We start from the raw sequence: 17684 nt of genomic DNA, 5'->3' as shown, positions 1-17684 counted from the left end.
CATTTTTAACCTGGAATGGTTGTACTTTCAGAATATTTTGAAAGATAAAGCATATTAGTTCAGATTTTTATTGACTCCAGTTCGATTTTATGGTGCTAAGGCTCCCTGGCAAAGCCAAATATCCGTAAAATAAAATATTATATAAGAAACTATTCATGAAATTATTGTGCTATTATTTGATAAATTTTTCCTAATCTGGGCAGTTTTATTAACAAATTGTTTTTAAAACAAAATTTAAAGTACTTGCTTTTTCTCCTAACTTATTTAACTTTGCGTCAATTATTTCGAAACTTTCAGAAAAATCTGAAAGAAAAACCCCAAAAGATTGTGACCTTTTCAATAGTACTCGTATAGAAGTATAGTATTAATTTTTTAAAATTCGCGGTTTCCATGATTCAATTTTGTCTTAAACTAGGTAATGGCTCGTTCCATCGTATAGCACTTCTCCTTTTAGTTATGGGATTGATCCCTATGAGTGAAAGACTTTTTGGACAGACCAATCCACTGGCACCCGCTTACGGATTTAACATTTTTGTTCAAAACAATGTAAGCATAGGCCCTGCCGATGTGGAGGGAGGTTTCGCCGCCGGTGGCAATTTTACTTTTAGCCCAAATGGATTATCCAATTATGCAGGCAATGCCAATGCCGGGGGAGTCGGAAATGCTTACGGTACAGTATCAGGTACCAAATATGCCACGGTGATCGGTGGTAATATAAACTGGACCGGAAGTGTGGATCATTTCGATTTTAATTTGAACACTACCGGAGCTTTAATGAAATTTGGAAGTGTTAATGGAGGCACTTATGCTTCTAATCGAATTACAAATGGAAGTAAATTTCTAAATATTAATGGTACACATGCTGCTCAGAATACTACTGCTAGCTTTGTCCAAACTGGCATAATTAATTTTTCTTCAGAATTTGCAACCTTGACAGCTACTTCAAGCTGTTTATCCGGGTTGGCACAGACCATTGCAGATCCTACCAGCAGCAGTTATAGTGTCACCTTAGCGACTGGCTTAAATGTGATCAATATCACAGGAGCCCAACTAACGAGTTTAAGCGATTTTAATGTGACGAATGCAAGCAGTTCGAGATATTTAGTGATTAATGTGAATGCTGCCGGATCTTATACTTTAAGTTCTTTAAACCAAAATTTTGTAAGCAGTGCTCCGTATGTGCTCTGGAATTTTTACAATGCTACTACTTTAAGTGTCGAGAGATTGGTTGGTTCTTTGTTAGCTCCCCTGGCAGATGTGACTAAACCGGTTGGTGCTAACAATATTGATGGACAAGTCGTCGCAAAATCTTATACACAACTTGCGGGAGAAACTCATATTGCCTCCTTAAATTTTAATGTTACTTGTGGGTCTTCACCTACCTGTACAATCTCCACCGGTGGTACCATCGCTGCGGATCAAACCATCTGCTCTGGAGGTGACCCTGTGGCTTTTACTTCTTCTGCAGCTGCTTCTGGCAATGGCACTATCACTTATCAATGGCAAAGCTCTACCAGCAGTACTTCTACCGGTTTTTCTAATATATCTGGCGCCACCAGTATTACTTATGACATTCCATCCGGCCTTACTCAGACTACCTATTATAGAAGAGTAGCCACCAATACCATCACAGGAGGTGCTACGTGTACGGCCAACAGCAATGCATTGACAGTGACTGTCAATACCCCACCCGCTATCGCGGAATGTGAAGCCAGGATCAATGGTACCTGGACAGTATTGGCTAACTGTGTCGCGAGCGTGTGTCCGGGTAATTCATTATCCCTCAGTGTCAATCCTGGTACTTATCCGGCAGGTTATACACAATCCTGGTCGGGTCCTAATGGTTTTACGGCCACTGGGAATGATGCATTGGTAGCTAATAGTGTGACTGCTGCTAATGCGGGCACTTATACATTCACTGTTAGTAATGGGGTTTGTTCTGTAAGTAAGACTATTACTGTGGAGGTTTGTTGCGATGCCAAAATCACTAGCCTGTTTTTTTATCATACCAATAATGATGGAAATGACATTGAAATTTCGGAAGGAGGCATTTTAGATATCAATGATTTATTAAGCAGTTACAATCTCAGAGCTACTGCTTCAGGCTCAAATTTAAGTAGTGTTAAATTTACCGTGACAGGGACTTCTGGAGGTTCTTCTGGTACTCGTACAGATGGTTCATCACCTTATTCATATCCTACGGGATCAACAACGGCCTTTACCGCATCAAACCTTACGGTTGGATCATATTCAGTTAAAGTAGAAGCTTTAAACTCTGGTGGCACAGTTTGTCATGATACGACGATTACATTTTCTGTTGCCGATATAGTCCCACTCACTTGCAACTGCCCAAATAATTTGGTGCTCAATCCTAGTTTTGAAGGAACAGGGGCCGGCATAACTACCAATTGGACCACCTCATCCGGCTCTACCTTAATTGCAGCCACCGGTACTGCAGGAGTCACTCCACCATGTGGAAATGATTATGCTATATTTTCTTATGATGGTTCTAGCGGATCTACTCCAGGATCTACCCGAAGATTTTGGCAGGTGATCAATGTTGGAGCAAGCATGCCTGCAGGGTCAACCATTACGTTTGCAGCATTTGCAGGTATCGGGACGCCCTCCGGCAATCACGCTGCCTCCACTTCCTGTGGCCAAAACCTGATGATAGAATATTATAACGGTGCTAGTTTAATCAGACGCGATGTATCTTCTAATATCACTAACAATATTTATTCAGGGGCAGGCCCGGGCTTTTTACCTTATTCCGTCACCGGCATAATCCCCTCAAATGCGACTTCCATCAGAATAGGAGGAGAGGCTGATTGTCAGTTTTTAAAATTTGATGGAGCTTGCTTGCAAGTTGAGTGTACTAATGTTGCTGCCGGCACAGATGGGAGTACATCGGTTTGTGAAAACTCAACCACTTCTATTAATTTATTCAGTTTAATTACCGGTGAAGATACTGGGGGCACCTGGAGCAGACTTACAGGATCCGGAGGCACATTCACTGCAGGCGCTGGCACATATACTCCTGCAGCAGGAGCGACAACATCCACTTTTAGATATGTTCTTTTAGGATCATGTTCCAATGACACCAGTATTGCGACGGTTACCATAAAACCTGCACCGCTTCCTGTTATCATTGCTGGTTCTAATACCGCTTGTGCCGGTCAGCCGGTCCAGTTTTGCGCCGAAATCGTATCGGGCATCCAATATTATGAGTGGGATTTTGGCACAGGAGCTACTCCCTCAACATCAAAGAATAGATGTGAAAATGTAGTCTGGTCTACTACCGGTACGAAAACTATTAGCTTGTATTATATCATGCTTAATGGCTGCACAACCAATACAATTACTTATAATTTAACTGTAAATAATACTCCTAACGCAGGTACTGATGGTTCTACCACTGTTTGTGCCAACAGCACGACCAGCATCAACCTCTTTAGCTTGATCACCGGTGAACAAACTGGCGGTACCTGGTCAAAAGTATCTGGTACCGGAGGCACTTTTAGTGCAGGTGCAGGTACTTTCATGCCTACCAGTGCGACTACCTCCGTATTCCGATATGTGGTCAATGGTACCAGCCCTTGCCCTAATGATACCAGCCTGGCCACTGTCAATATCACGCCAACTTTCACTTTGGGTGATTTTGTATGGTACGATCAAAATAATAACGGTATTCAGGATGGAGGTGAGCCCGGTTTAGGAAGCGTCACAGTAAGACTGTATGATGATCAGGACAATAATAATATTCCTGATGGACTGGCCATACAAACTACCTCTACCAGTCCTTCTGGGGCTTATTCCTTCACCGGTATTTGCCAGGGAAGATATATCGTGAGTATTGTGACTCCTTCAGGATATATCCAATCCATTACTACTGCTACGAGTGCTGATCCTAACAATGCTACCGCAAATGATAATAATGGAATAGCAATCTATAACACTACTGAGTTGAGATCAAACGATATCAACCTTACAGCGGACAATCCACGTGTAGACTTTGGATTAATAGGCACAGGTTCTATCGGCGACCTGGTATTTAAAGACAATGATGGCAACGGCTTACAAGGTGGAGTTGGTGAAACAGGCATCTCCGGAGTCATCGTCACCCTGACTTATACAATCAATGGAAGCAATTTCACCGTAAAAGACACGACAGATGCCAATGGTATCTACACCTTCAATAATCTGCCTCCAGGCACCTATAACGTAAACTTTGGCACCCCCTCCGGGTACAGTGCCACTACCGCCAATGCCGGAGGCAATAGCTCAAACAGCAGCACCACAGATACCAATGACAGCGATCCAACCGGTGGCAATGTGACCGGAATCGTACTGGCTGCCGGTGAAAACAACCTGGGCATCGATGCAGGTTTCAACCAAACTGTCAATCTCGGCGATTATGTCTGGTATGATCAAAATAATAATGGTATCCAGGATCCGGGCGAACCAGGACTAGCCGGAGCGACTGTTAAATTGTATGCTGCCAACGGCACTACCCTTTTACAGACAGCACCGGTGACCGGAAACACCGGGGCCTACAATTTTACAGGACTTACTCCTGGCGACTACGTAGTAGGTGTAACTCCACCTGCAGGCTACAAATCATCAGCAGTAGATGGTGGTGATCCTGACAACAATACACTCAATGACGACAACGGAACAGGATCAGGCACCGGAGAAGTAAAAAGCTTACCAATCACCTTGACCAGTGGTGGCGAACCAACCAATGACGGTGATGGCAATAATGGTAACCTGACTGTAGACTTTGGTTTTGCAGGTACCGGCTCTATTGGCGACCTGGTGTGGAGAGACAATGATGGCAATGGTTTGCAAGGTGGAGTCGGTGAAACAGGCATCCCTGGAGTCATCGTGACTTTGACCTATACGATCAACAGCACGAATTTCACCGTGCTTGATACCACAGACGCCAATGGCATCTATACCTTTAACAATCTTCCGTCGGCCACCTATGCGGTAAACTTTGGCACCCCCTCCGGGTACAGTGCCACTACCGCCAATGCCGGAGGTAATAGCTCAAACAGCAGCACCACAGATACCAATGACAGCGATCCAACCGGTGGCAATGTGACCGGAATCGTACTGGCTGCCGGTGAAAATAACCTGGGCATCGATGCAGGTTTCAACCAAACTGTCAATCTCGGCGATTATGTCTGGTTTGATCAAAATAATAATGGAATCCAGGATCCTGGCGAACCAGGACTAGCTGGAGCGACTGTTAAATTGTATGCTGCCAACGGCACTACCCTTTTACAGACAGCACCAGTGACCGGAAACACCGGGGCCTACAATTTTACCGGACTTACTCCTGGCGACTACGTAGTAGGTGTAACTCCACCTGCAGGCTACAAATCATCAGCAGTAGATGGTGGTGATCCTGACAACAATACACTCAATGACGACAACGGAACAGGATCAGGCACCGGAGAAGTAAAAAGCTTACCAATCACCTTGACCAGTGGTGGCGAACCTACCAATGACGGTGATGGCAATAACGGCAACCTGACCGTAGACTTTGGTTTTGCAGGTACCGGCTCTATCGGCGACCTGGTGTGGAGAGACAATGATGGCAATGGCTTACAAGGTGGAGTCGGTGAAACAGGCATCCCTGGAGTCATCGTGACTCTGACCTATACGATCAACAGCACGAATTTCACCGTGCTTGATACCACTGATGCCAATGGTATCTATACCTTTAACAATCTTCCGCCGGCCACCTATGCGGTTAATTTTGGCACCCCCTCCGGGTACAGTGCCACTACCGCCAATGCCGGAGGCAATAGCTCAAACAGCAGCACCACAGATACCAATGACAGCGATCCAACCGGTGGCAATGTGACCGGAATCGTACTGGCTGCCGGTGAAAACAACCTGGGCATCGATGCAGGTTTCAACCAAACTGTCAATCTCGGCGATTATGTCTGGTTTGATCAAAATAATAACGGTTTCCAGGATCCTGGCGAACCAGGACTAGCCGGAGCTACTGTTAAATTGTATGCTGCCAACGGTACTACCCTTTTACAGACAGCACCAGTGACAGGAAACACCGGAGCCTACAATTTTACAGGACTGACTCCTGGCGACTATGTAGTAGGTGTAACTCCACCTGCAGGTTACAAATCATCAGCAGTAGATGGTGGTGATCCTGACAACAATACACTCAATGACGACAACGGAACAGGATCAGGCACCGGAGAAGTAAAAAGCTTACCAATCACCTTGACCAGTGGTGGCGAACCTACCAATGACGGTGATGGCAATAACGGCAACCTGACTGTAGACTTTGGTTTTGCAGGTACCGGTAGTATTGGAGATTTTGTATGGAAGGATCTCAATGCCAATGGTATTCAAAATGGTGGTGGTGAAACCGGCGTGCCTGGTGTCATTGCTACCTTGACTTATACGATCAATAGTACCAGCTTTACCATAAAAGATACTACAGATGCTAATGGTCTTTATTTATTCCCGAACCTTCCACCTTCCTCTACGTACTCTTTGTCATTTAGCAATGTTCCTGCAGGTATGGTGATTTCTCCATCCAATGTGGGAGATGATAATTTTGATAGTGATGGACCAGGTGCTATCGCAATCACTTTGGCCGCAGGTCAAAATGACTTGAGCAATGATCTCGGGTTATATGCTCCTGCAGCAATAGGCAATTTTGTGTGGCATGACTTAAATGCCAATGGTATACAGGATCCGGGTGAGCCAGGCATTTCAGGTGTAAGTGTCAGCCTCAGTGGAGGACCTTCTACTCCTCCTGCCACTAATACTGATGGAAATGGTAAATACCTGTTTAGCAATTTAACCCCTGGTACGTATACAGTGACTTTCGGTACACCTGCCGGAGGATATCTTGCATCTCCTGCCAATATAGGGTCAACGACAGATGATAAAGACAGTGATGCCGGATCGGGCGGCACAACAAGTGCCTATACCCTGGTCAGTGGTCAAACGGATACGACAGTGGATGCGGGATTTTATAAGCTTGCTTCCCTAGGAGACTATGTCTGGTATGATAAAAACAAAAACGGCATCCAAGACAATATTATTGACCCCAATGGGAATATAGTAGGTCCGGAAATGCCGGTACAGGGTATCTCGGTCCAGTTAAAACGCGTGTCAGACAATAGTGTGGCGGGTACGGCAGTAACGAATTCATCCGGCTTCTATTTATTTAGCAATGTGATTCCCGGAGATTATTATGTGCAAATGGTGACCGCTACGATTCCTGCTAATTTTGATATTACCCAGAAAGATGTAAGCGGCAATACGATGGATACGAAGGACAGTGATTTTAATCCGGCTACAGGGAAATCAGATAATACCAATTTAACTTCCGGCGAAAATGATCTGACCTGGGATATGGGCATTTATATGATTTCTGCCAGTATCGTAGATCCCTGTATTTGTAAGAATAATGCGACTAATGGCAAAAATGGCCAATTTGATGAAATACTTGATGTTATGGCTACGCCAGGTGGATCCTGGATGATCATACAACAAACAGGTATGTACCTTTCTACAAGTCCTGCACCACCCGCTGCCCCTATTCCGGTTCCAGTGGGGACGATGCTAAACAATGTAGGATTGGGAATGTACCGATACAATTTTGTTCATATTGATTCTTTGGGATATACTGTAAGAGTGACCAATGGTACGGATACACTGATGATCACCAACCTTTGCCCTTACCCTGATGTGATCATGGCTGCTTTTGATACCGCATTGTGTATTTACGACGCCCCGATCAATTTGATGGCCACTGCCAATATGCCGGGTACTATCGATTATATTATCACAACTTCTGGAAACACCGAGATTCATACTAATGTCATCGATCCTGCTACCCTGGGTATGGGTACGTTCACCTTGAAGTTGACTTTTACCCCGCTGGATCCGACCTTATGTCAAAATACCTATATACAGTCATTTAATATTTCGATCAGTAATTGTCCTGCCGCCCTGGGCAACTTCGTCTGGAACGACCAAAATGCCAACGGAAAACAAGACCCCGGAGAGCCTGGAATTCCCAATGTTAATGTAACTTTGACTAACGTAACGACTGCCGCTACGACTAATGCCATGACTGCTCCAAACGGAAAGTACCTCTTTAACAATCTTGCCCCGGGCACATATAAAGTGACTTTTGGTACACCGGCGGGATATATACCGACTGCGGCCAATGCGGCAGGAGTATTGGATGATGTGGATAGGGATGCGGGAGCAGGAGGAATGACGGGTAATTATACTTTGATAGGAGGTCAGGTGGATAGTACGGTGGATGCGGGATTTAGATTACCACCCGATTTGACACCAACAATTTCACTGTCACCATCATCCTTTGTTGTTTCAGCGTCGAACCCTAATAGACAATTAAGAATGTTCGTAAGATTATCGGAAATTTTAAATCAACCTACAAATGGTACGACAATAACCATTCAAATTGTGAAAGATAATCGGTTCACCTTTACATATAATCCTGCTCTCACTTCTCTAGGCACCACCACATTAGAGAATACTGATTGGACATTTGATAATTCGAATCCGGTTTTCTGGATATGGAGAACAAATAAAGTTATTCCTGGATTAAACTCAACCACTTTTGGATTACAGGGAAATTTCAACACTCAAGGAGTCAATGGCACCAAATTTTTCACAGTTCAATTAATTAACGGAGGTGGCGGAGAAATTAATCTGAACAATAATGTGAATGCAGAAAAAATAGATTATTTTATATCAAATTAAAGACAAGTAAAAATGAAAAAGATCTCTTTGGTTTTAAGCTTTTTATTATTTTATTTTATAAATTTTGGACAATATCAACCATTTATAACTGATCCGGTTTTAGATCCGGCACCATATAAATTTGCAGGTCAAACCGGTACAGCTACATTTGCAGTAGGGAACTCAGGAGCATGTGCTTTGAACAGATTTAATGAGAATCCGTGCCAAAATAATAGCTGTAAACTTGTAATTCGGATTGGACTATCTGATGGTTCTAGTGAGCCGGAGTCAGGTCAAGCTAATGCAGTCGTTCATCCTACAGCAGATTTGAGTGGGACTGCAGTATCATGGTTTAATTGGGTATATGATGATTTTTCATCTCAGTGGTTAGGCATTCAAAATCAAGTAATACCATCAGGTGCTGGCGATATTATCGTAGTTCATTTGAGACACGTAGTTGGATCTCCAATGTCCAATCCTAATAATGGACTTATTGTAAATCTGGAACCACTTGCATTTGGAAATGGTGCTCCAACTCCATCGGATTGGACAAGTTGTAGCCAAAGACCTTTGAGTGGTGGAAATGTCGAAGCAGATGATCAATTTTCGGAGTATACATATCTTCCTTTGCAACTTATTAATTTCAACGCTAAATATTTGGGTCAAAACAAATCGAAACTAACTTGGATTACAAAAAATGAAATTTCACTTGAATTTAATATTGAAAGAAAGATAAATGGAGAAGAAAATTGGACAACTATAGGCAAGAAAGCCGCAGCTGGTCAATCAAGTAATGAGCAATTATATATATATGATGACAATATTGGAAGTGCAGGGAAAGTATATTATAGGATTAAGCAGATTGATGTAAATGGAAGTTACACTTATACAGATATACAGAGTATTATTATTAAAAAAAATGATAGGTTTAGTATGGAAGCATATCCAAATCCAGTAAAAGGAAAGCTTGAGATAGTTTTTAATAGTAATACTGAGAGCAACGTGAGATTAGAAATCTATGATATTCTTGGTCGAAGTGTTTTCAATAAAGGGTTGCAATTTCGAAATGGTTCGAACTACCTTGACCTTAACATGTCGGAGTATACGCCAGGTACTTATATCGTACGGGTATCGAGTGCGGAGATCAATGAGTCGATGACGGTGGTGAAAGTGGATTATTAAATTCGTGCGCTCCCGAAGTTTCGGGAGGCGCAAAGCGCTACTGAAGCCCCAGGAGAAATCTTTACAAGAAATACCTTTATACCAGATAGCAAGGAGCCTCGCAGGAATGCGGGGCTTTTTTTTGAGGACAAGTGGCGCCTTCCAGGGCCGCCTCTTGTCTTTTGGGGAATGAAAAGAATAACTTTGCAACCGCGCAAAGCAGGAGGCGGCCTTGAAGGCGCCGCCTGCTAGCGACCACACTTGCCGCAATACAGGGCTCCTTTCAGGGCCGCCTCTTGTCTTTTGGGGAATAAAAAGAATTACCTTTTGCAACCGCGCAAAGCAGGAGGCGGCCTTGAAGGCGCCGCCTGCTTACGACCGCACTTGCCGCAATACAGGGCACCTTTCAGGTTGTCGCCTCTTGTCTTTTGGTGAATCGTAGCGATGTGGGGATTTTTTTGGGGACAAGTGGCGCCTTCCAGGGCCGCCTCTTGTCTTTTGGTGAATAAAAAAATTACCTTTTGCCACCGCGCAAAGCAGGAGGCGGCCTTGAAGGCGCCGCCTGCTTACGACCACACTTGCCGCAATACAGGGCACCTTTCAGGGCCGCCTCTTGTCTTTTGGGGAATAAAAATTACCTTTTGCAACCGCAACCGCGCAAAGCAGGAGGCGGCCTTGAAGGCGCCGCCTGCTAGCGACTGCACTTTAGACAAGTAGCACTTCGTGTTCGCCAGTCGTCTGATGATAAGTAATTTGGTATTATATCTAATGTTAATATAATAGTTGTTTTGGCTGGTAGTTTTTGATCACCTGATAAAATTTAAAACATTTAATAATCAAAATATCTTTGGGATAGCAGACAGAAATAAGGATTTAACTATAATTTTTTAATAAGTCGATTTTTATGGAATTTGAAAATTAATTGATATAATATTCATTCATATAGATATAATATATTGTATAAAATATAATAATTAGAACAATATATTAACATTCAAATTGAAACCTATTTGGATTAATTACCAATTGTAGGGGAGGATGGCTATATTAGAGGACCTAAAAACTATTTCTCGATTTAAAACAAAGGTTTGATCTGAGAAAATATTGTACCGTTTTTTTATTTATTACCTAAAATTACCTACCCTATGTACCTCAAGGCCATTACCAAAATAGCTTTTGGTCTGTATTTATTATTAGTAGCATTTAGTGCTTATAGTTTTACTTGCAGCGACCGAATCCTTGGCTTAAAATTTAATAAACTCGATGGAGGAACTGATATCACCATTGACGAAAATGGAAGCTATTTACCGGTAGGTACAGCCTACAACCTCGAAGCAATCTCTAATTCTTCAGCTACCGGCAGTGTCAGGTTTACCATCAGCGGACCTGCAGGCAACAATATCCAGAATCTTGAGACCTCAGCGCCCTGGAATTCAGGTTACTCACTGAATAGTGTAGGATCCTATACCGTGTTTATAGAAATATTCTCTTCTAATACAGCCTCCTCAGCCAATAAATGTCATGACACGACCTTTCATTTTACTATATCCAATTGTACCCCACCCAATGCAGGCCCTGATAAATCGACTCCTGATATTTACAGCGCTGTGGCTTTAGGGGCTACCTCTACATCAGGGGCTAGCTGGGTAATAGCTGCGTCCAATCCAGGCTATTCAGAGCTTTCAAGCACTTCTTCAGCGACTGCAATTGCCAGCGCTTTTATGACTGCCGGAACCTACAAATATATATGGACTAAGGGAGGATGTTCGGATACCATGCAGGTGGTCGTGGGCTCATGCAATTGTGATAATAATTTAATCCTGAATCCCAGTTTTGAGTCTGGCAATCCCCCTGCCAATTGGACTGCGACCCAACCTTATAATGTATTTCAGAGTGATGCTTATGCCGCCCAGTGCGGGTCCGGTCATTCAGCACAGCAAGATGGCTTAAGCAATAGCAACCTGGCTAGTTTTTACCAGGATGTATCGATTGCAGGAGGCTTGCCGGTCACGCTAAAATTTAAAGCGGGAACCCATGTGCCTGGTGATGTGGCCAAATTTGGTTTGATTTTTTTTAATGGCAATACCAGGCTGGATTCTGTGTTTTTAGAGGTCGATCATGTATTAGGAGCATCCGGTTCTATGGAAGGATATACGATTAATGCCAATGCACCGGCATCCGCCAACAAAGTAAGGGTCATCGGTAAGACCGGGGCTGATTGGCTCAAAGTCGACCTGGTTTGTCTGCAAGGTACCGCCGGCTCAGTTTGTGACGGCAATCGGATCACCGGTTTGTTTTTTAATGAATTGTCTACAGGCAATAATGTAACGCCCATCCAGGTGGGAGGTAGTTTTGATGTGAGTACTTTGTCTGATGGTCTGCGCAACCTCGAGGCCACTGTATCAGGCAATGTAGAAAGTGTAAAATTTACCATCACCGGGCCTACCGCCAGTAACAATATTGAAAATCTGGAGGAGTGGAATGCACCTGGTACAGGTACTGCATGGATACCGGCTGCTGGAAATTATAGTGTGCGAATGCAGGCATATACGCAGGATAATGCAGCTGGCAGTCTTTGTCATGATACGACCATCTCTTTCACCTTGACAGATCTCGCCTGCAGCTGCCCGGGTAATATCCTAAGTAACCCTTCCTTTGAAAATAATGGGGGTAGTACTACCGGTTGGTCAAATAGTACGCCAGGCTCCACCGGAAAGTTTTATGTCGGAGACGGATTTAATGTGTGTGGATCCTATAATGCTTTTCTTGATGCCAGAAATGCCACCAATAATAATCCTTTTTGGTTTTATCAGCAGGTGAACAGTGTGACACCAGGCAATATGTATACCCTTAGTATTTACGGCGGTACGCATGAACCCTCTGGCAATCATGCTTTCTTATTGTCTTTTTACAATTCCAGTGGCGTGAGATTGTCCAGAGACAGTGTTCAGATCGATTACGATGTGGATGTCAATCCGGGATTGCAGCAATATACTTTAGCAGGAACAGCCCCTACCGGGACTTCTTATCTGAGAGTCGAAGGCAGAGGGGTGGGCGATTATATTAAGGTAGATCTGGCTTGTCTAACTTTGACCGGCAATTGTCCTACCATCAATGCCGGAACGGATGGTACTGCCTCTATTTGTAATACCTCGACTACTGCCATTAATTTATTTAATTTAATCACTGGCGAAAATGTTGGTGGAGTATGGTCCAGACTGACTGGTACTGGTGGCACCTTTAGTGGAAATACATTTACGCCGGCAGCCAATGCGACCACCTCAACTTTCAGATACATAGTCGCAGGTGCTCCTCCTTGTCCCGGTGATACGAGTATAGCTACTGTGGTGATCACGCCCCCTGTCGCTGCCGGCACAGATGGTATGACAACGGTCTGTTCTAATAGTGCTTTAAGCATTAATCTTTTTAATTTAATCACAGGCGAACAAAGCGGTGGAACCTGGTCGAGAACTTCTGGTAGCGGTGGTAGTTTTACTGCTTCTACAGGTACTTTCGTGCCTACAGGAGCTACTAGCTCTATATTCAGGTATATTCTCATAGGTTCGTCACCTTGTCCAAATGATACAAGCTTTGCTTCTGTCTCTGTGACTACCGGAGTCAATGCCGGCACAGATGGATCTACTGCTATCTGTAATACTTCTACCTCGCCTATCAATTTATTCAGCTTGATCTCAGGAGAAGAGGGAGGCGGTACCTGGTCCAGAATATCCGGATCGGGAGGTACATTTAGCGGCAATACTTTTACTCCGGCGCTCAATGCGACTACTTCTGTGTTTAGATACATATTGACCGGGTCATCGCCCTGTCCCAATGATACCAGTATGGCTACGGTCAATATAACTGGTCCCGCCGCTGCAGGAGTTGATGGCTCCACCTCCATTTGCAATTCTTCAGTTACACCCATCAATTTGTTGGATCTGATTGCAGGGGAAGCCTCCGGGGGGACCTGGACCAGAATATCAGGATCTAATGGTAGCTTCAGTGGCAGTACATTTACGCCATCCTCCAATGCTACCACTTCCTCTTTTAGATATGTCGTCAATGGAGCGTCACCCTGTCCGAACGATACCAGCATAGCCACTGTCAATATCTCTGTATGCTGTGATGGTCGCGTGACGAGTGTTTATTTTAATAGATTGGATGGTGGTGATGACATCCCTATCATCAATGGCCAGGCCTTTGGCATCAATACTTTAGGATCTTTGTATAACCTTGAAGCAGGATTTATTGGAACCATTGGAAGTATGAAGTTTAGCATCACCGGGCCTGCAGCCAATACAAATGTAGAAAACTCGGTACCCTATAATGCTCCCGGTGGTGACACTCCTTTTACACCAGCTGTAGGCACCTACGTAGTCAATATTAAAGTGTACAATCAATCAGATGCAGGCGGTTCGATATGTCACGACACTACCATCACTTTTGATATTTTCGACCCTGGCTGTAGCTGCCCTGACAATATTTTATTGAATCCTTCCTTTGAAAACAATGGAGGCAGTACTACAGGTTGGTCCTCTTCGACTCCCGGATACACCGGCAAGTTTTATCAGGGTACGGGTTTTGATGTATGTGGATCCTACAATGCATTTCTGGATGCCAGAAATGCCAGCAACAGCAATCCATTCTGGTTTTGGCAGCAGGTCAATGGGGTCACCCCCGGATCTCAATATAGCCTCTCTATCTATGGAGGAACACATGATCCAAGCAAAAACCATGCTTTCTTATTATCATTTTACAATGCCGGCGGGACCCGACTATCCAGAGATAGCGTGCAGGTGGATTATGATGTAGACATCAATCCCGGACTTCAATTGTATCTTTTGCAGGGCATTGCGCCGACAGGTACTTCCTATCTGAGGGTCGAAGGCAGGGGCGTAGGCGACTATCTCAAGGTCGATCTGGCCTGTCTTACTTTGTCCAGTCAACCAGCTTCACTGGGCGACTATGTATGGTATGATAAAAATGAAAATGGAATCCAGGATGGTGGCGAACTTCCTGCACCCGGCAAAATAATCAAATTGTATACCCAGGCCAATGTATTGGTGGGGATGGATACTACGGATGTCAATGGAATCTATGGATTCTCAAACCTGCCTCCCGGCAACTACTATATCAGCTTTGATACCACCGGTACGGGATTTAAACTCACCAAACCCAATGTCGGCAATGATGCATTTGACAGCGATATCGATACGATTACGGGCAAGTCCGGTAATATCACCCTTGCCTCCGGTCAGATTGATCTCAAATGGGATGTAGGTCTGGTGGCCAGAGTCGGGGCATCTATAGGTGATCCCTGTACCTGTCATGATATCATCTATCTAAGGGATGAACTGTATGAAGTGCTGGATGAATTAATCATCAATGGCACACCTGGCAGTGTATGGACCATACTCAGCCAGACTGGCATGGAAGTGATAGACACCCTTGCCAATATGGATTTGCCTGCATCCGGTACGATTATTCCGGAGGTATCACCAGGATTGTATAAATTAAAATTTTCTCATGATGTAGGCGTCGGGTATATGGTGACAGTGAGCGATGGCATTCATACACTCTCCTACAGCAATCTTTGTATCGTTTCCAAATTAATCACTTCCATCGATCCTATATTTTCCATTTGTGGTGTAGCAGACCCTATTACACTCACTGGTAGTGCCACACTGGGAGGTAATCCCTCCCCTGGGACAGTTTCTTTCACTATAAATGGTCAACCAGCTACGATATTTAATCCTGCACTTTATGCTCCCGGTACTACGGTTACTGTGATCGTGCGCTTTACTCCTCAGAATACCCAGGACTGTCCTCAAATGTATAAATATGATATCCTCATAGAGCCCAGCGGTTGCCAGGCATCATTAGGCGATAGAGCCTGGTATGATCTTAATAGGAATGGCATCCAGGATAATATCATTGATCCACTGGACGGTAGCATAGTTGGGCCTGAGTGGGGTGCTCCGGGACTCATTATAGAATTACACAGATCCTCCAATGACGCTTTGGTAGCTAAAGATACTACTGATAGCAATGGATATTATTTATTCACCGGTTTGCCTGCAGGAGATTATTATATCAAATTGGTTGTTTCGAGCCTGCCGACAGGTTTTGTAGTCAGCCCAACGGATGCGAATGGAAACACACAGGATGCAGCAGACAATGATATCATGCATATTACCTACCGATCTGCTTCAACCACCCTGGTATCAGGTGAAAATGACCTCACCTGGGATATTGGTATCAACCATTCCGGGTCACCCAATATCACAGATCCCTGCGGCTGTGTAGAAGAATATATCTATACACCGGACAATCAGAACTATATATATTCGGAAGAAGTAGCCGTAGAAGCTACTCCGGGTGGTATATGGCGCATCATAGCCATCAACAATGCTACCGGCAATACGACCTATGGTATCATGCAGGATGGGCCATCAGCTGATTTTCTTCCTCAGGTTTTGGTGCCACAACCCTTCGGGGTAGCCCTGACGGTAGTGAGCCCCGGCGTCTTCCATTATGATTTTTATCACCAGGAGCCCCTGGGGTACGGCATCGTAGTGACCGATGGTATCGATACACTTGAATATCAATCTGCCTGTATCAGTGTGCAGGAGGAGTTTGATCAGTCAATACGATCCATCTGCGCTTTCAGTCCAACGTTAAATCTTCCCACCGTATTCCCGGATGGTACTGTAACCTATTATTTTCTGCAAAACGGCGCTTTTCATTTCATCGATAATTTTGATGAATATATGGCTCAGTTCATCGCAGCCGCTCAAAACCCACCGATCACCACTTTGAATCCGTTGAATTACAGTCCGGGAGACACCATCGCTTTATATATGCGATGGCTACCCAATGGCAATGTCGGAGTACCCGGTACAGGACTATGTCCCAAGACTCTGGTCCTCAATATAGCGGTAGAAGCCGATGTGACAGACTGCGCTGCAGGTATTGGCAATTTTGTATGGAACGATCAGGATGCTGATGGACACCAGGATGCCGGCGAGCCGGGTATACCAGGAGTGACCGTGACGCTGACCAATATTGGTACCAATGCAATGCGAGATACCCTGACTGATGCTAATGGCCGATATTTCTTTGGAAGCATCCCTCCTGGCACGTATAAAGTGACTTTTGGTACACCGGCGGGATATATACCGACTACCGCCAATGCGGGAGGAGTATTAGACGATGTGGATAGTGATGCGGGAGCAGGGGGAATGACGGGTAATTATGTGTTAGTAGCAGGTCAGGTGGATAGTACGGTGGATGCGGGATTTAGATTACCACCCGATTTGACACCAACAATTTCACTGTCACCATCATCCTTTGTTGTTTCAGCGTCAAACCCTAATAGACAATTAAGAATGTTCGTAAGGTTATCGGAAATTTTAAATCAACCTACAAATGGTACGACAATAACCATTCAAATTGTGAAAGATAATCGGTTCACCTTTACATATAATCCTGCTCTCACTTCTCTAGGCACCACCACATTAGAGAATACTGATTGGACATTTGATAATTCGAATCCGGTTTTCTGGATATGGAGAACAAATAAAGTTATTCCTGGATTAAACTCAACCACTTTTGGATTACAGGGAAATTTCAACACTCAAGGAGTCAATGGCACTAAATTTTTCACAGTTCAATTAATTAACGGAGGTGGCGGAGAAATTAATCTGAACAATAATGTGAATGCAGAAAAATAGATTATTTTATATCAAATTAAAGACAAGTAA

Annotated in this window: 3 protein-coding genes; all 3 read left to right on the top strand. The window is 44.1% G+C overall.

Features of this window, described 5'->3' with window-relative positions; genetic code table 11:
- Window positions 1-390: 390 nt before the first annotated feature.
- The 3 genes from IPJ09_17340 to IPJ09_17330 all read left to right on the top strand — a co-directional run bounded on the left by IPJ09_17340 (window position 391) and on the right by IPJ09_17330 (window position 17654).
- Entirely contained in the window at window positions 391-8781 is an 8391-nt protein-coding gene (locus tag IPJ09_17340) for a carboxypeptidase regulatory-like domain-containing protein (GenBank protein ID MBK7373171.1), read from the top strand.
- A 12-nt stretch (window positions 8782-8793) separates the two neighbouring features.
- Window positions 8794-9942, top strand: a complete 1149-nt coding sequence (locus IPJ09_17335; GenBank protein ID MBK7373170.1) for a T9SS type A sorting domain-containing protein — start codon at window positions 8794-8796, stop codon at window positions 9940-9942.
- A gap of 1124 nt (window positions 9943-11066) precedes the next feature.
- The gene (locus tag IPJ09_17330; GenBank protein ID MBK7373169.1) at window positions 11067-17654 is read left to right on the top strand and encodes a carboxypeptidase regulatory-like domain-containing protein; all 6588 of its coding nucleotides are present in this window, start codon (window positions 11067-11069) and stop codon (window positions 17652-17654) included.
- Window positions 17655-17684 lie beyond the last annotated feature (30 nt).

Source organism: Saprospiraceae bacterium (assembly GCA_016709995.1).
GTDB lineage: Bacteria > Bacteroidota > Bacteroidia > Chitinophagales > Saprospiraceae > JADJLQ01.
This window is presented reverse-complemented; position numbering and strand designations above follow the sequence as displayed.